General features: G+C 41.1%; 11 protein-coding genes and 1 pseudogene. 7 read left to right on the forward strand and 5 right to left on the reverse strand.

Annotated features, from left to right (window positions below):
* Window positions 1–25: 25 nt before the first annotated feature.
* Entirely contained in the window at window positions 26–1,996 is a 1,971-nt protein-coding gene (locus tag G2999_RS06070; protein WP_010179782.1) for a BCCT family transporter, read from the forward strand.
* A gap of 14 nt (window positions 1,997–2,010) precedes the next feature.
* The gene (locus G2999_RS06075; protein ID WP_010179783.1) at window positions 2,011–2,496 is read left to right on the forward strand and encodes a MarR family winged helix-turn-helix transcriptional regulator; all 486 of its coding nucleotides are present in this window, start codon (window positions 2,011–2,013) and stop codon (window positions 2,494–2,496) included.
* A 31-nt stretch (window positions 2,497–2,527) separates the two neighbouring features.
* Here the strand turns inward: G2999_RS06075 and G2999_RS06080 are convergent, their stop codons facing one another.
* Genes G2999_RS06080 through udk form a run of 3 tightly spaced genes read right to left on the reverse strand, consistent with a single transcriptional unit; the run spans window position 2,528 to window position 5,311 of the window.
* Window positions 2,528–3,382 carry a 2OG-Fe(II) oxygenase family protein gene (locus G2999_RS06080; protein WP_010179784.1) on the reverse strand — a complete coding sequence of 285 codons (855 nt, stop codon included), beginning with the start codon at window positions 3,380–3,382 and terminating at the stop codon, window positions 2,528–2,530.
* A gap of 15 nt (window positions 3,383–3,397) precedes the next feature.
* On the reverse strand, window positions 3,398–4,606 hold the full coding sequence (locus G2999_RS06085; protein WP_010179785.1) for a NupC/NupG family nucleoside CNT transporter: 1,209 nt from the start codon (window positions 4,604–4,606) through the stop codon (window positions 3,398–3,400).
* Window positions 4,607–4,621: 15 nt separating this feature from the next.
* Window positions 4,622–5,311: a uridine kinase gene (gene udk / locus G2999_RS06090; protein ID WP_010179786.1), complete on the reverse strand. Its 690-nt coding sequence runs from the start codon at window positions 5,309–5,311 to the stop codon at window positions 4,622–4,624.
* Between the two features lie 280 nt (window positions 5,312–5,591).
* On the opposite strand from udk, the pseudogene G2999_RS12005 reads away from it, so the two are divergent.
* Window positions 5,592–8,732 (forward strand): annotated as a pseudogene (locus G2999_RS12005) (TonB-dependent receptor domain-containing protein).
* 111 nt (window positions 8,733–8,843) lie between these two features.
* Here G2999_RS12005 and argR read toward each other — a convergent pair.
* Entirely contained in the window at window positions 8,844–9,308 is a 465-nt protein-coding gene (gene argR / locus G2999_RS06100) for a transcriptional regulator ArgR (protein WP_010179787.1), read from the reverse strand.
* A gap of 172 nt (window positions 9,309–9,480) precedes the next feature.
* Between argR and mdh the strand changes: the two genes are divergently transcribed.
* Window positions 9,481–10,419, forward strand: a complete 939-nt coding sequence (gene mdh, locus G2999_RS06105) for a malate dehydrogenase (protein ID WP_010179788.1) — start codon at window positions 9,481–9,483, stop codon at window positions 10,417–10,419.
* A gap of 95 nt (window positions 10,420–10,514) precedes the next feature.
* On the opposite strand, the gene ppc is transcribed toward mdh, so the two are convergent.
* On the reverse strand, window positions 10,515–13,151 hold the full coding sequence (gene ppc, locus G2999_RS06110; RefSeq protein ID WP_010179791.1) for a phosphoenolpyruvate carboxylase: 2,637 nt from the start codon (window positions 13,149–13,151) through the stop codon (window positions 10,515–10,517).
* Window positions 13,152–13,333: 182 nt separating this feature from the next.
* Here ppc and G2999_RS06115 point away from each other — a divergent pair, with 182 nt between their 5' ends.
* From G2999_RS06115 to G2999_RS06130, 3 genes are all read left to right on the forward strand, one after another.
* On the forward strand, window positions 13,334–13,951 hold the full coding sequence (locus G2999_RS06115; protein WP_010179792.1) for an FKBP-type peptidyl-prolyl cis-trans isomerase: 618 nt from the start codon (window positions 13,334–13,336) through the stop codon (window positions 13,949–13,951).
* 300 nt (window positions 13,952–14,251) lie between these two features.
* The gene (gene fabV, locus G2999_RS06120; RefSeq protein ID WP_010179794.1) at window positions 14,252–15,439 is read left to right on the forward strand and encodes an enoyl-ACP reductase FabV; all 1,188 of its coding nucleotides are present in this window, start codon (window positions 14,252–14,254) and stop codon (window positions 15,437–15,439) included.
* A 554-nt stretch (window positions 15,440–15,993) separates the two neighbouring features.
* The gene (locus G2999_RS06130; protein ID WP_010179798.1) at window positions 15,994–17,337 is read left to right on the forward strand and encodes a Na(+)-translocating NADH-quinone reductase subunit A; all 1,344 of its coding nucleotides are present in this window, start codon (window positions 15,994–15,996) and stop codon (window positions 17,335–17,337) included.

The raw sequence follows: 17,337 nt of genomic DNA on the forward strand, positions 1-17,337 counted from the left end.
TAATATAATGTATAGAAAGTAGTTAATGATAAAAATTCCAACAATTAGTTTTAATGCTAATAAACTGAATAGAGGCGTATTTGCTAGTGCTAGTTTAGTGATATTTTTACTAGTCGGGATCACGGTACTATTTCCAGAATACATGGAAGCGTTATTTAGTGAGCTGCAGAAAACGTTGATTAATACTGCAGGATGGTTTTATGTGCTATCTGTAGCAGGAATTCTGGTTGCTGTTGTGTATTTATGCGTGTCACGACATGGACATATTAAGTTAGGTCCCGATCATGCTGAAGCTGACTACAGTCAATTAAGCTGGCTGGCGATGTTATTTTCAGCTGGAATGGGGATCGGACTTATGTTCTTTGGTGTAGCAGAGCCGGTCATGCATTATGTCGCTCCGCCAACAGCGGATCCTTATTCCGTAGAAGCAACACGTGAAGCTTTGAAAATGACATTTTTCCATTGGGGCTTACATGGTTGGGCCATTTATGCTGTTGTTGCGCTGATCCTTGCTTATTTTTCGTTTCGTCATAATTTACCATTAACATTGCGCTCTGCATTCCATCCTTTAATTGGTGATAAAATTCACACATGGCGTGGTGATATTATCGATACATTTGCTGTAATAAGTACCATATTTGGGGTCACAACGAGCCTGGGTTTTGGTGTCATGCAAATCAATTCAGGTCTTAATTATTTGTTTGACATTGAGGTGGCTCAAAGTGTTCAGTTAATGATTATTGTTTTCATCATAGCGTTGGCACTTATTTCTGTTTGTAGTGGGCTGGATAAAGGCATTAAACGTTTATCACAATTAAATATGTTAATGGCAGTAGGGTTATTACTGTTTGTGTTAATTGCCGGACCGAGTATCTTTTTACTTCAAGCATTAGTCCAGAATACCGGCGCTTATTTATCCGATATTGTGCATAATACGTTTAACTTATTTGCTTATCAAAAAACGGATTGGCTAGGTGGTTGGACTATTTTCTATTGGGCTTGGTGGCTAGCCTGGTCACCATTTGTAGGAATGTTTATTGCGCGAATTTCACGAGGTCGAACGATACGTGAGTTTTTGATTGGTGTGTTATTTATACCATCAGGCTTCACATTTGCTTGGATGACCTTTTTTGGCAATAGTGCGATTGATTTAATTCATGTTCAAGGGGTGACTCAATTAGCCGATACGGTTGCGGCAGATTCATCATTGGCATTATTTGCCTTTTTAGAAAGTTTACCTTTTTCTCAAATTGTCTCCTTCATTGGATTAATCATGGTCATCATATTTTTTGTGACATCATGTGATTCTGGGGCAATGGTTGTTGATATGCTATCGAGTTATGGCGAGAACAATACACCACTATGGCAGCGCTTTTACTGGACCTTAGGCATAGGTGTGGTGGCGACTATATTATTATTAAATGGTGGATTATCTGCGTTACAAACGATGTCGATTGTCAGCGCGTTACCGTTTACGGTGGTACTAATTGTTGCTATTTATGGGATGTTTACAGCATTGCGTATTGAATCAACCAAACAACAATCGATGAATGTCGCTATGCAGTCTCCCACTACGAGTTCCGGCGATTGGCGTCAACGTTTAGCAACGATTGTGAATTTCCCATCTAAAAGTAAAGTGTTATTATTTTTAAATAAGAAAGTAGAGCCTGCATTGCAACAGGTCTCGAGTGAACTCAATAATAACCACATTGCGACGGCTATTACCACAGAGACAGATCGTGTTATATTGACAGTCAGTCATGTGGAACAGCCTGATTTTATTTATGCTGTGCGTGCTCGAACTCATTTGCAACCTGATTTGTTAGAAGAAAACGGCGAGCAACAGGATGAAGAGCAGAGTTATTACCGCGCCGAGGTGCATTTAGCCGAAGGCGGGCAGGGCTATGATATTATGAGCTGGTCCGAAGATTGTATTATTAATGATGTTGTTGAGCAGTATCAAAAGCACGTCCATTTCCTTCACTTATTAAAATAAGAGTATTTCCTGACATGCAAAAAGATGAAGAATTATTAGTTGCCTTGCGCAAAGTGATACGCGCGATCGATATGCGCTCTAAAGAGTTGAGTCGAGATGTTGGATTAACCGGGCCCCAGTTAATTGTATTGCAACAAGTTGGTAAGCACCCTGGTATTATGGTGAAACAGATTGCGGAAAGTATTACGTTGTCTCCAGCGACCGTGACGAGTATTTTGGACCGAATGGAATCACGCGGTCATGTGAATCGTGTGCGCAGCACGAAAGATAAGCGCAAGGTGGGTGTATTTTTGACGGATGCAGGACAATTATTATTAGATAAGGCGCCTTTACCTTTACAAGAACATTTTTTAAATCGCTTCAACAGTTTAGAAGAATGGGAGCAATCGCAAATGGTGGCTACCATGCAACGTATTGCGACGATGATGGATGCGCAAAAATTAGATGCTGCACCTGTATTAGAAGTAGGAAGTTTAGTCAGTAGTACAGCAGAGCACTAATGCTCTGCTAGTTAATTGACGCAATCTTAATTTAGATAACACCTAATTCAGTTAAGCGTTCATGCAGGTAACTTTTTGCCGTATGGCGTCCAGATAAGACGACGTCAGGGCGAGGATGTAAGAATAAAGGTAAGGAAATCCGAGATTTACTCATATCAGCTCCCTTAGGGTTAATGACTCGATGAGACGTCGACGGAAAATAGCCGCCGGATGCTTCTTGTAACATATCCCCAATATTTATGATCAAATAGCCAAAATCACTCGGAACATCGGCCCATTGTCCATCTTTTAGCTGGACTTGCAGACCCGGTTCATTCGCCGCTGGTAAGATAGTAATCAGGTTAATATCTTCATGAGCCGCGGCGCGAATGGCACCAGCCTCTTCATCACCTGCTAGTGGCGGGTAATGCAACACACGTAATAATGTTTGATCTGAGCCGTTGATCATATTGGATAAAGGCTCTTGATATCTCGCTGCGACATCTGGCGGTGATAAGGCTTCTATCCATCCCAATAATTCTGAAGCAAAGGCTGTGGTTTGTTGATAATAATTATCTAATTGTGGCTGATGTGTTGCAGGGCACTGTCCCCATGGATAATAGTGGAAATACTCTTTGATGTCTTTTTGAGTAAAGCCTTTGGCAGTTTCAGAGATGCGCGCAGGGAAAAAACCATCTTGAGTGCCTTTATTGTATAAGTGATGCTCTTTAGTGGCCGAGTCTTGGTTAAACCACCCTTGCCATGTGTCATAAATAGCTTGCACTGATGCTTGATCAATGGGGTGATTTTTTAATACACCAAACCCCGTCTCACGAAGTGATTGTACAAATTTTTCTTTTGCATCATCTGCTTGATAATCAACAGCTTCTAAGGTGACTTGACTCATCAACATAGTCCTTCATTAAAATGACAAAAATAAACCGGCTAGGGCGGCAGACATTAAGTTTGCTAAAGTGGCAGCACATACCGCTTTGAGTCCTAAACGCGCGATATCTTTGCGGCGACTTGGTGCCATTGCTCCTAATCCTCCCATCAAAATCGCGATGGAGGAGAAGTTAGCAAATCCGCACAGTGCAAATGTAATGATTGCTTGAGACTTTACTGAAAGCTGATCAGACATTTCCACAAAGTTTAAATACGCGACGAATTCATTGACCACTATTTTTTGTCCAATAAAACTTCCGGCAATTTGTGCCTCTGACCAGTCTACGCCAATAGCCCATGCAATAGGTGCCATAAGATAACCAAGAATTTGTTCAAACGTGAGGTTTTCAAGGCCAAATAAATTGCCAGTCCAACCAATAATCCCATTAATGAGTGCGATTAAAGCCACAAATGCTAAGAGCATCGCGCCGACATTGAGTGCCAGTTGTAAACCGGATGAAGCACCTGAAGCCGCGGCGTCAAAGATATTGGCATAAGAAGTATCTTCGCCATCAACTTGTGTTAAATCGTTATTCGGCGTGTCCACTTCAGGTACCATGATTTTGGCCATCAATAAGCCGGCAGGCGCTGCCATAAAACTCGCGGCGAGTAGATATTTAAGCTCGACTCCAATACCCGCATAACCGGCCATAATAGAACCCGCAATTGATGCTAATCCACCGACCATGACAGCAAATAGCTCAGATTGAGTCATTTTGGGAATAAAGGGTCGCACGATGAGTGGTGCTTCAGTTTGGCCTACAAATATATTTGCTGCCGCGGACATGGATTCAGGGCGACTGGTACCTAAGACTTTTTGTAATCCGCCACCAATGATGTTGATGATGAACTTCATGATGCCTAAATGGTATAGCACGGTAATCAACGCTGAGAAAAAGATAATGACGGGCAGGACGTTAAAGGCAAAGATAAATCCCAAGGACTTATTACCAACAGACCCAAATACAAAATTGATACCTTCATCAGCATAAGCAATAACGCCAGCTACAAAGTCAGTTATTGCTAACAACGCTGCGATACCTGGTTCAAAATAAAGAACAAATAATGCGATCAGCACTTGGATTACGAATGCGCCTCCAACGGTACGCCAATTGATGGCTTGTTTGTTATTGCTAAGCGCAAATGCAATTGCTAGAAGAGCAATGACACCGAAGATTCCAGTCATATTAACAGCCTTTAATTATTGTTGGTTGGCTAAATTAAGTTGTGATTGTACGTGATGAGAGACCACATTCAAAGCGGCTTGATTCTCTCCACCTTGAGTAATGATCATATCTGCACGGGTGCGATTAGGTTCGATAAACTCATGATACATTGGTTTCACTGTGGCCAGATATTGAGTAGCGACAGATTCTACGGTACGTTCACGCTCCTGCGTATCACGTAGCATTCTGCGTAGTAAACATACATCTAGCGGTGTATCGACAAATAAGGTGAGGTCATAGATATCTTGAAGCTCAGGTGCGGCAAGTAACATGATGCCTTCAATCACAATGATTGGCGCAGGAGATATAGTTTGAGTATTAGGTTTACGTGTATGAGTAGCATAACAGTATTCTGGATACTCAATACTCTCTCCGGCCAGTAATTTTTCTAGATGGGTTTTGAGTAAATCATGTTCAAAGGCATTGGGATGGTCGTAATTAGTGACAATGCGTTGCGCCATCGGTTTACCATCTTGGGCGTGGTAGTAGCGGTCTTCTTGTAAGACTAATAAATCAGTGGCATGTGTTTGAAAGCGTTGCACTAAATTATGTGTAAACAAAGATTTACCAGAACCGGAAGCACCGCATATCGCAATCACATAAGGTCGTGTTGTGATCGAAGTGGGTGAATGTTGCGTTAAAGTCTGTGTATCTTGCTTAGTCATAAGTATTTGCCATTGTATGGTGTAGATTAGAAATATGATAATTATGGAATTTTGAGATAATTATACTCAACAGGCAGTTAAAAATATCAAGTTATAATTATTTACACTTTTTTTATGTCATCTTTTTGTCATTTAGCGCATTTAAGATACAATTTAACTAGAAAACGATTAATAGATAATAATGGTATTCATGGAATGATATTAAAGCCAAATCGGGTTTTCGTTAAGTCAAGAATTTACATACTACAAAATTTTTAAACTTGAATAGGAAACACATACCATGTTTACACCTTCAAAGCTAAATCGTATTGCATTAGCTGTAGCCGTTTCTATTGGCTTCGCTACTCCAGTATTTGCTCAAGAAACATCTTCAGGATTGTCTGGTAAAGTCGTGACTCCGGCTGGCGCGCCAGCTGCAGGTACTGCGGTTAAAATCATTCACGTACCATCTGGTACTGTTCGTAATACAGTTGTAAATGCTTCTGGTTCTTTTAACTTAAAAGGTCTACGAGTTGGTGGTCCTTACCAAATCATTGTGGATTCTGATACGTTCCAAGATACTACGGTTGACGGTGTATTTTTAGAACTAGGTGAAACATTCGATGTGAATGTGGCGTTAGAAGCCAATCAAGACATCGAAGTTATCAATGTAACTGCATCACAAGTCAGCACTTCGGTGTTTGGTAGCAACTCTCCAGGTAGTGTGTTTAATTTATCTGATTTAGAAAATGCCCCTGCGATTAACCGAGACATCAAAGATGTTATCCGCACAGACCCACGTATTTATATCGATGAGAGTCGTTCTGATTCAGTTCAGTGTGCCGGGCGCCAGCCCTCGTTTTAATAGTTTACGCTTGATGGTGTTCGCTTAAACGATAACTTCGGTTTGAATTCAAATGGTTACCCAACTGAAAGAATGCCTTTTTCTTTTGACGCAATTGAGCAAGTTGCTGTTGAATTAGCTCCATTTGACGTTCAGTACGGTGGTTTTACTGCGTGTAATATCAACGCCGTGACTAAATCTGGTACCAATAAAGTGACGGGCGGTGTGTTCTTCGATTACACCAGCGATTCATTACGTGGTGATGAGATTCTTGGTAACAAACAAGATAATGGTGATTACACAGAAGAGCGCTATGGCTTTAATGTGGGTTTCCCAATTTTAAAAGACACATTATTTGCTTTCGCTGCTTATGAAAAAGTCGAAGGTGTACAATTATTTGGCTACGCGGCTCGTGATAACGGTCGTGTGACTGCTGATGAGATTGCTGAAATCACGCAAATTGCAGCGGACGTTTATAACTATGATGTCGGTGGCTTCCCATCAAGTGCTCCGGTTGAAGATGAAAAACTATTAGTTAAATTAGATTGGAACATTTCTGATCAGCACCGTGCATCATTAGTGTATAACTACAATGACGGTTTCTCTGTTAGCCAGTCTGATACAGGTTCTAGTCGTTTGTCTTTCTCAAACCACTTCTATGAGCGTGGCGCAGAGTTAGATTCCTTAGTCGCATCAGTTTATTCTGATTGGTCTGATAAATTATCGACTGAAGTACGCTTAGGCCAAACAAAACTAGATAATCGTCAACTCTCTTTAGATGCTGCGTCTGGTTTTGCTGAAGCGCAAATTCGTTCTGGTAGTGGTGCAACTGTATATATCGGTCCAGATGATTCTCGTCAATCAAATGACTTAAACTGGGAAAACTTCACAGCGAAGTTTGCCGGTACGTATTACACCGACAATGATCACAAAATCACGTTTGGTATCGAATACGAAGACTTAGACGTGTTTAACTTATTTATGCAGCACAGTGTGGGTGAGTATCGCTTTGATAATATCGAAGACTTTGCCGCCGGTACGCCAGCTCGTATTTACTACAATAACTCTGCTGGTACGAATAACCCAGATGATGCGGCTGCGAGTTTCTCGTACGCCACTACTACGCTATATATCCAAGATGATTTCTATATCACTGATGATATTCAGTTAATGGCGGGTTTACGTTATGACATGTGGTCTTCTGACGACCGTCCAACGCAAAATGCGAACTTCACTGAGCGTTATGGTTTCTCTAATACTGCCAATGTTGATGGAATTAAGTTATTACAACCACGTATTGGTGTTAACTGGGCCGTTCAAGATAACTTAGAAGTACGCGGTGGTGTTGGTCTATATGCCGGTGGTAATCCAAATGTATGGATTTCTAATGCGTATTCTAATGACGGTGTGACTAACATTGGTTTACAAGACCGTTCACGTAACAGCTTGTTAGAAGCTGCTGCAAACGGCCTGTTAACTGGTCAAGGTCGTCCTATCTATGATATCCCTCAAGCATTGTTTGATGAAGTAGCTGCCACTTCTATTGCTGATGGTAATGGAAATGTGAATGCGACTGACCCTGATTTTGACATTCCTTCTGAGTGGAAATATTCAATTGGTGCAACGTACATCACTGAAGATGATTACATCATTACTGCTGATTACTTATATACGGATAAACAAGATTCTGCGACTATCGTTGATCTAGGTCTAACGCCTGCAGGGACACTTGCAGCAGATGGACGTCCAGTATATGAGACTGCTACAACAGGTCGTCGTGCCGGTAGTGATTTCTTATTAACAAACGTCGCTTCAGCAAATGATGGTGATTCACAAACGTTGTCTGTATCTGTTAAGAAAGATTGGGATAATGGCTTTAATGCAAATTTAGCCTACGCTTACACACAATCTGAAGATGCAAATCCAATGACTTCATCAGTTGCATACTCTAACTATATCAATGTTGCTGTAGCAGATGTGAATGCACCGATTGCAGCGACCTCTGATTATGAGATCCCGCATCGCTTTACCTTAAACTTAGGCTACACTGCTGAAATCTTTGATGGATATGACACTCGCTTTAGCTTATATGCGACAGCAAGTGACGGTAAGCCTTATTCATTGACGTTTAGTGAATCTGGTGGCGACTTATTTGGGTACGATGCATCTAGCTCACGTGGTTTAGTGTATATTCCAACAGTGGGTGATGCGAATGTCGTTTATGGAGAGGGATTTGACTTAGCTGCATTTAATGCTTATGTCGATGCTAATGGCTTAGAGCGTGGCGCAATTGCTTCACGTAACTCATTGAATGCTGAGTGGTGGTCTAAAGTAGATATTCGTATCTCACAAGAATTACCAGGATTTGTCGATGGTCATAAAGCGAGTGCGTTCTTCGTCATTAAGAACTTCACAAACATGTTAAATGATGATTGGGGTGTGTTGCGTCAAGGTTCATTTGTTGGTGAAAATATTGTCAACGCTAATATCAACGATGCAGGTCAGTATGTGTTTGAACGTTTTAACGAGCCAAGCACTAGCTTCCAACGCGGTCCATCATTATGGGAAATCCGTATGGGTGTGAAATATTCTTTCTAATGTAGTTCGCTACGTTTAAAGACTAAACACAATAAAAACCGAGTAGAGAGAAATCTTTACTCGGTTTTTTTATTGTGAGGAAAACAATGTCTATTAAATAATAGTATTTAGCTAAACATTCTCAAATAAATCTTCAACATATTGGCGTAGTTTCTCGATTTGAGTCACATCTGCAGGTGCAATAAAAATAGTGTCATCACCTGCAATCGTCCCAAGTACGCCGTCTTTTTTACTTAACGAGTCTAATAACCGTGCAATCAGTTGAGCAGCACCTGGACTGGTGCGAATAACAACCATGACATTATTATGTACAACGTCTAATACAAGTTGTTTTAATGGACTTTTAGCTGTGGGGATCCCTAGCTCTGCTGGCAAGGAATAGACCATTTCACCTAAGCCATTACGCATTCTAACGGCACCGAACTTGGTCAGCATGCGTGACACTTTTGATTGGCTAATATTATCAAATCCTTGTGATTTTAGGATATTAACAATGTCGCCTTGTGAAGCACAGCTCTCAGCAGTCAAAATCGCGCGAAATGCTTTGATTAAATCGCCTTGTTTTTGTGTTGTCATGTAGGGATCTCTTATTTTGGTATTATTTTTATAGTGATATTTTGCAATACCCCTTGAAATTTAGCAAACAATACACACATTGGTTATACAACTAATGTGTCATTGCTATTTTTATAGTTATTTCATAAGGTACGTTACACTAATTTTTGCTCAATCCATTTAGGAGAATAACATGAAAGTAGCAGTCTTAGGCGCTGCTGGCGGTATCGGCCAAGCACTATCTTTATTATTAAAAACACAATTACCAGCAGGTAGTGAGTTAGCATTATATGATGTTGCTCCAGTTGTTCCTGGTGTTGCTGTAGATTTAAGCCATATCCCGACTGCGGTTGCAGTAACTGGCCATGGTAAAGATGACCTAGCTGATGCACTAACCGGATGCGATATCGTGTTGATTCCTGCAGGTGTTCCACGTAAGCCAGGTATGGATCGTTCTGATTTGTTTAACATCAATGCTGGCATCGTTAAGAACTTAATCGAAGGTGTTGCTGACAATTGTCCAAATGCATGTGTGGGTATTATTACTAACCCAGTTAACACAACTGTTGCGATTGCCGCTGAAACATTAAAAGCGAAAGGCGTCTACGATAAGAACAAATTGTTCGGTGTCACGACGTTAGATGTCATCCGTGCCGAAGCATTTGTTGCTGAACTGAAAGGCTTAAACGTAGCAGAGACTCATGTACCTGTTATTGGCGGTCACTCTGGTACTACTATCTTACCTCTATTATCTCAAGTTGAAGGCGTAAGCTTTACTGACGAAGAGATTGCAAGCTTGACGACACGTATCCAAAATGCGGGTACTGAAGTGGTTGAAGCTAAAGCCGGTGGTGGTTCTGCAACCTTATCTATGGGTCAAGCGGCTGCACGTTTCTGCTTATCATTGGTTGAAGCAATGCAAGGTGGTGATGTTGTTGAGTATACTTATGTACAAGTAGAAGGCTCTGATGATGCTGCTTTCTTCTCTCACCCTGTCCGTTTAGGTAAGAATGGTGTTGAAGAAATCCTTTCTTATGGTGAACTAAGTGCATTTGAAGAAAAAGCGAAAGCTGACATGCTAGATGGTTTACGTGGTGATATTCAATTAGGCGTAGATTTCGTTAACGCATAATTGTAAATTCAATCTATATAAAAATGCCGCTATTATTGGTTTATCAATATTAGCGGCATTTTTTTGTGTTAAATTAATTCCTTAATCGTGATTAACTAACCAGTATTACGCATCCCTATCGCGATCCCTGTAATTGTGACCATCATGGCCTTTTCAATAGCACTCAGATCCGTGTCTTCGCCATGCTGACGTGTCCGTTTCAATAGCTCAATCTGCAAATAGTGGAGTGGCTGTAAATAATCCGCACGAATATGCATTGAGTTCAAGCCCTGAGGGTCATCTTGCATTAGATTATTCTTATGCGTGATATCCAATAAATCAGCTCGGCTTTGTTGTAATTCGTGACGTAATGATTCGCCAAAATGTTTCAATTCATCCTCGACTAAGGCATCGTCATATGCTTTAGCGATATTAATATCTGCTTTGGCAAATACCATATCAAGCATGGATAAACGTGATTGAAAGAATGGCCATTGGGCAATCATTTCATCAATAGTATTAGGATCCTTTTTATACGTTTTCATGATGGCACGCATCACACCTAACCATGCTGGTAATACTAATCGTGTTTGAGCCCAAGCAAAGATCCATGGAATAGCACGTAAGCTTTCTACACCACCTTGTGGATTTCGTTTTGCTGGACGAGAGCCTAAAGGTAACTTTCCTAATTCCTGTTCTGGTGTAGCTTGTCTAAAATACGGCACAAAATCAGGATCAACACGGACAACATGACGATAATTATCACGCCCTTGTGCCGCCATTTCATCCAAAACATCGCGCCATGTTGATTTAGGAGCCGGTGGTGGAAATAGTTTGGCTTCGATAATAGCGCTAGCGTATATGCCTAAGCTACGTTTAGCCAGTGTTGGCATACCAAATTTATACCGAATTGTTTCACCTTGTTCTGTGACTCTAAAACCACCATCCAATGAGCCTGGCGGTTGTGATAAAATTGCAGAATGTGCAGGTAATCCGCCTCGGCCAATCGTACCTCCGCGACCATGGAACAAGGTCAATGACGTATCATATTGATTGCAAATTGATACTAGCGCTTCTTGAGCTGTGTACTGAGCCCAGCCGGCAGCTAATGCGCCAGCATCTTTGGCGGAATCGGAATAACCGATCATGATATGTTGCCCATCGGCAAGGCCATTGCGATAACTGTCTATAGCTAATAGCTGCTTAATTACGACGGGTGAATGGTTTAAATCATCTAAGGTTTCAAATAATGGCGCGACCGACATGGGCCAAGTCACTTTACATTGTTGAAGCAGTAGTTGCACGGCAAGAACATCTGATGCATAACTTGCCATTGAGATAATATATATACCAAACGCATCACGATCATTGGCTGCGACAGTGCGACAGGTATCTAATACTTCCTGAACATCCTCGCTAGGCTGCCAATCGGCTTGCCAGTCGTTGGGTAATAAGGGGCGTTTAGAACCGAGCTCTTTGGTTAAAAATGCAATTTTTTCTGCTTCGTTCCAACTGTGATAATCACCGATAGATAAATAGTCACAGATTTCAGCAATAGCGTCAGCATGGCGACCCGAATCTTGACGAATATCGAGTTTTAATAAATAAATCCCGAAACAATGAGCACGACGGATCGTATTTAATAATCCGCCTTTGGCGGTTTGTTCCAGGCCAGAGTGTAATAGCGAACGATAACACTGCATTAAGGGTGTCAGTAGTTCTTCTTGCGAGTTGACCCACTTACTTTGATCATACAAGCGCCCATTGAGTAAATCATCAATACCGTCTTTAGTGGCTCGTAAGCGTTTTACTAACGGTTTTAACAAGGCTCGATAAGGTTCAGCAGCATCACCCACTAACTGGCGAACGTTGTCATCACATTTACCCATGGATAATTCCACCTGTAACGCACTGATATCTTTAGCAAACAGTTTAGCTGCGCGACGTCGAGCAAGGTGAAGGACGGTTTGTGTAACTTTAGATGTAACAAATGGATTACCATCACGATCACCACCCATCCAAGAGCTTATTTGGACGGGTTGGGCATCAATCGGAAGTTTAATGTCATATTCTTGTTGCAGTTTTAGATCTAAATCACGCATAAAGTCTGGGATCGCGTCCCATAATGAATTCTCAATCACAGAGAATCCCCATGTTGCTTCATCTACAGGGGTAGGGCGACGATCTCTAATTTCCTCGGTGTGCCAGGATTGTTCAACAAGGTCGGCGATACGCTCTGCTAGTTGTAATTTTTGAGCTGGGTGCAAGGAATCGTTGTGCTGTTGGCGCAGACATTCTGCCAACGCTGTGTGCTTATGGATCATCGTGCGACGCGTGACTTCTGTCGGATGTGCGGTTAACACTAAATCGATGTTCAGACTATTAACTGCTTCATAGATCGCTTCTGGCGATTGGCCTGCTTTCCGCAGGTGACTAAATAATACTTCGACAGAATCATCGAGTTGTTTACTGCTGTTAAATTCTTGTTCGGCGATATTGGCTAAGTTTAAAAATTGCGCAAATGCACGAGCAACAACCAGTAAACTATCGGTATTCATATCATTGAATATGGACTGAAGTGCCATATTGGCTTGGCTATCGCCGGTATGTCCAGCTCTGCCTTGTAGGCGTATAGCTTCGATTTTATCCAACCACTCTTGGCCGAGTTCATGTTTGATCGTCTTTCCTAATAATTCACCGAGATCCCTCACAGTGTGTTTAAGCTGTGCATCGATATACGAACTGTCTGGCATAAGTCATGGTTCCTATTATTTTTAAAAAATATAACTTATATAACCATACGAAATTTTGCTGTCAGTGTCTAAAGCAAAGTGTCATAAGATATAAAATTACCCTATATTTATGCTATCATCACGTTTTTAAGGTTCTGCAAGTGTTATCTCGTAGGACGAATATTCAACCTGCAGGAGTAAACATGGCAGATTTAACGACTATTGAAAGTCAAGCAAGTTACGGAATTGGTTTCCAAATGGGCCAACAATTAGCATCGAACCCATTTGAAGGTCTAGCGCTTGACGCAGTAATCAGTGGTTTACAGGACGCATTTGGTGGTCAAGCCAGTGCGGTTGATAATGACACATTAGGTGCGGCATTCAGTGAAATTCATAAGCGTATGGAAGCTGAAAAAGCGAAAGAATTTGAAGCTGTAATTGCGGAAGCACAAGCGTACTTAGCAAAAAATGCTGAACGTGAAGAAGTCACAGTGACGGAGTCTGGTTTACAATATGAAGTCATCAACTCTGGTGATGGTGAAACACCTACTGCAGCTTCAACTGTCCGCGTTGATTATCATGGTACGTTAATAAATGGTGATGTATTCGATTCATCTTATGACCGTGGTCAACCAGCTGAATTCCCAGTAGGTGGTGTTATCAAAGGCTGGACAGAAGCATTACAGCTTATGTCAGTCGGCGATAAGTGGCGTTTAACTGTACCTTACGACTTAGCTTATGGTGAGCAAGGTGCGGGTGGTGCGATTAAGCCTTACAGCACATTAGTATTTGATGTTGAGCTACACGCAATCATTGGCTAAGAATAATCATATTTGCTAGAACGTTACTTATGTATCGGGATAGTTATGGTGGTCGCAAGCTTTACTGCTTGTGGCCATTGATTCTTAATAAATAGGGAGATTAGTATCTCCGTAAAGCGACAAAAAGCGACAAATCTCTTTGTCTAACTTTCCCCCCACACTAGCAACTCAACACATTTAAATAATGGATCTGTAACATTCCAAATTGGAATAAACGGAGATTTCTAAACTGATTTGACCAGTTGAATTGCCGCTCAGGTTTACAATACGCCCAATTAAATCGGTTAAGGAAAGAATGGAATGGTTATTTCACCCAAAGTACGTGGTTTTATTTGTACAAATGCTCACCCAGTTGGTTGTGCTAAAAGTGTTGAAAATCAAATTGCGTATGTTAAAGCTCAAGGTTTATCGGCGGAAGCTGCGGATGCTCCTAAAAACGTCTTAGTCTTAGGGTGTTCAACCGGTTATGGTTTGGCGTCACGCATTACCGCTAGTTTTGGATATGGTGCAAATACTGTTGGTGTATGTTTTGAAAAAGCGCCGACTGAGCGTAAAACTGGTACAGCAGGTTGGTATAATACTGCTGCATTTCATTCCGAAGCAAAAGCAGCCGGAGTACAAGCGCATACATTAAATGGGGATGCGTTCAGTAATGAACTTAAAGCTCAAACGATTGAAACATTAAAAAATACCATTGGTAAAGTCGATTTAGTGGTGTATTCGTTAGCTTCTCCACGTCGTACTGATCCTGAAACAGGTGAAGTGTATAAGTCTACTCTCAAGCCAGTGGGTCAGGCATATGAGACGAAAACTTATGATACGGATAAAGACCTGATTCATACAGTTGCGCTTGAACCAGCGTCACAAGACGAAATTGACAATACCATCAAAGTCATGGGTGGTGAAGATTGGGAACTATGGATTAAAGCATTAGCAGAAGCAGATCTCTTAGCCGAAGGTGCTAAAACGACAGCTTATACCTATATTGGTAAAAAATTAACGTGGCCAATCTATGGCTCTGCAACGATTGGTAAAGCGAAGGAAGATTTAGATCGTGCTGCGACTGCTATCAATACCACTTATGCTAATTTGAATGTCGATGCACACGTTTCTTCACTTAAAGCCTTAGTGACACAGGCTAGTTCAGCAATTCCAGTCATGCCTCTGTACATTTCATTGATTTATAAAGTCATGAAAGAAGAAGGTACGCATGAAGGCTGTATAGAGCAAATTGTTGGATTATTTACGCAATGTCTACTTAATGATGGTGCGACACTGGATGAAGTGAATCGTTATCGAATGGATGGAAAAGAAACTAATGATGCAACTCAAGCAAAGATTGAAGAATTATGGCATCAAGTCACCCAAGATAATTTCCACGAACTGAGTGATTATGCCGGTTATAATGCAGACTTCTTAAATCTATTTGGCTTTGGTATCGAAGGTGTCGATTATGAAGCTGATGTTGATCCACAAGTTAGCTGGTAGTAAAAATATTTACTCAAGACTAAAGTGTCATTCCGACATATATTGCTAAAATAAACCGCCTAAATGGCGGTTTATTTCTTTATAAATCAAGCTTGTAGGGTATTTAGGAAAACGCACTGGCATCAAAATTGAACATGTTAATCTTAGATATATTAAAAACTAATCAACAATCTGCAGATTGATAATAGATTAACGACGTAATTTCCTTTATAATTTGTGCGCTTAAATGACGTCTGTCTTAGGTGAGATTCGCCTTTGTATGGGTAAGATAGATGCCATTATTTAGAAATCTGCTACATAAAAGTAAGTCAAAGACTTTCTATAACAACAATAATATTCAAGCAGCAATGTGCGATGCGCCACTTTTGATAACGGTAGCATTCGTTAAAATGATGGGATTGACGCAGAATATTACTAGTCAATTAAGTGTTAATTCGCTTAACCGCGTGAACAATTTAAAAACCAGTGAGACTGATTAGCCAAATCACTCGATGCCACTTAGGGTGTCGAAAGCTTTGGCTAATCAGTATCTAAACAGAGTAGTGTAATTGCTTATGTTAAATAAAATAAAGAAAGGGCTAGACCTGCCTATATCAGGAGCGCCGGAGCAGCAAATCCAATCTGGAAATGCCGTTACCCAAGTTGCTGTTCTAGGTGAGGAATATATTGGCATGCGTCCTACGATGCATGTCCAAGTCGGTGACGCAGTAAAACAAGGCCAATTACTTTTTGAAGACAAAAAGAACCCTGGCGTTAAGTTTACCGCACCTGTTTCAGGTAAAATTGCCGCGGTTAATCGTGGTGCCAAACGTGTTTTACAATCAGTGGTTATTGATGTTGCCGGTGATGAGAAAGAGACGTTTGAGAAATTTGCTGCTGATAAACTATCAGGTGTGGCGCGTGAACAGGTACAATCTCAGTTAGTAGACTCAGGTCTATGGACTGCATTACGTACTCGTCCATTCAGTAAAATTCCTGAATTGGGTAGCGTTCCTAATTCAATTTTCGTTTCAGCAATGGATACTAACCCATTGGCAGCAGATCCTACAGTCATTATTGCTGCTCGTAACGATGATTTCGTCAACGGTTTAAATGTATTATCTAACTTAACTGACGGTAAACTGTTTGTCACCAAAGCGCCTGGCACAACAGTGAACACAGGTAATGCTAAAGTGGATACGCATGAATTTTCAGGCCCACACCCAGCCGGTTTAGTTGGTACTCATATTCATATGCTTGACCCAGTCGGACCAAGTAAAAAAGTATGGCATATCAACTACCAAGACGTCATTGCTATTGGTGCATTGTTCACTACCGGTGAGATCGATAACACGCGTGTCGTTGCTCTTGGTGGTCCTGTAGTGAAAAAGCCTCGTTTGGTACAAACCATTCTAGGAGCATCTTTAGAACAGTTAGTCGCTAATGAAACCACTGAAGATTCAGTTCGAGTGATTTCTGGCTCTGTGCTCAACGGAACTCGTGCTAGCGGTCCACACGCTTTCTTGGGACGTTATCATGTTCAAGTCTCTTTAATTAAAGAAGACAAAGAAAAGAAACTATTTGGTTGGATTATGCCAGGTAGTAACCAACATTCAATTACTCGTGCTTATTTAGGTCACCTAAATACTAAACGTTTATTTGATATGACTTCTACAACTAATGGTTCAGACCGTTCTATGGTACCAATCGGTAACTACGAGCGCATCATGCCGTTAGATGTGCTTCCAACTTTATTATTACGTGACATTATTTCTGGTGATACCGACGGCGCGCAAGCGCTAGGTGCATTAGAATTAGATGAAGAAGATTTGGCTTTATGTTCATACGTTTGCCCTGGCAAATATAACTACGGTCCGATTTTACGTGATTGTTTAACTAAAATTGAACAAGAGGGTTAA

This window comes from Glaciecola sp. HTCC2999, from assembly GCF_000155775.1.
Lineage (GTDB): Bacteria > Pseudomonadota > Gammaproteobacteria > Enterobacterales > Alteromonadaceae > Opacimonas.

What these genes read in the sequence shown, in the direction of transcription:
- mdh (WP_010179788.1), top strand. Translation starts at nt 9,481, where the DNA reads ATGAAAGTAGCAGTCTTAGGCGCTGCTGGCGGTATCGGCCAAGCACTA.
- G2999_RS06080 (WP_010179784.1), bottom strand. Translation starts at nt 3,382, where the DNA reads ATGAGTCAAGTCACCTTAGAAGCTGTTGATTATCAAGCAGATGATGCA.
- G2999_RS06070 (WP_010179782.1), top strand. Translation starts at nt 26, where the DNA reads ATGATAAAAATTCCAACAATTAGTTTTAATGCTAATAAACTGAATAGA.
- argR (WP_010179787.1), bottom strand. Translation starts at nt 9,308, where the DNA reads ATGACAACACAAAAACAAGGCGATTTAATCAAAGCATTTCGCGCGATT.
- G2999_RS06115 (WP_010179792.1), top strand. Translation starts at nt 13,334, where the DNA reads ATGGCAGATTTAACGACTATTGAAAGTCAAGCAAGTTACGGAATTGGT.
- fabV (WP_010179794.1), top strand. Translation starts at nt 14,252, where the DNA reads ATGGTTATTTCACCCAAAGTACGTGGTTTTATTTGTACAAATGCTCAC.
- G2999_RS06130 (WP_010179798.1), top strand. Translation starts at nt 15,994, where the DNA reads ATGTTAAATAAAATAAAGAAAGGGCTAGACCTGCCTATATCAGGAGCG.
- ppc (WP_010179791.1), bottom strand. Translation starts at nt 13,151, where the DNA reads ATGCCAGACAGTTCGTATATCGATGCACAGCTTAAACACACTGTGAGG.
- G2999_RS06085 (WP_010179785.1), bottom strand. Translation starts at nt 4,606, where the DNA reads ATGACTGGAATCTTCGGTGTCATTGCTCTTCTAGCAATTGCATTTGCG.
- G2999_RS06075 (WP_010179783.1), top strand. Translation starts at nt 2,011, where the DNA reads ATGCAAAAAGATGAAGAATTATTAGTTGCCTTGCGCAAAGTGATACGC.
- udk (WP_010179786.1), bottom strand. Translation starts at nt 5,311, where the DNA reads ATGACTAAGCAAGATACACAGACTTTAACGCAACATTCACCCACTTCG.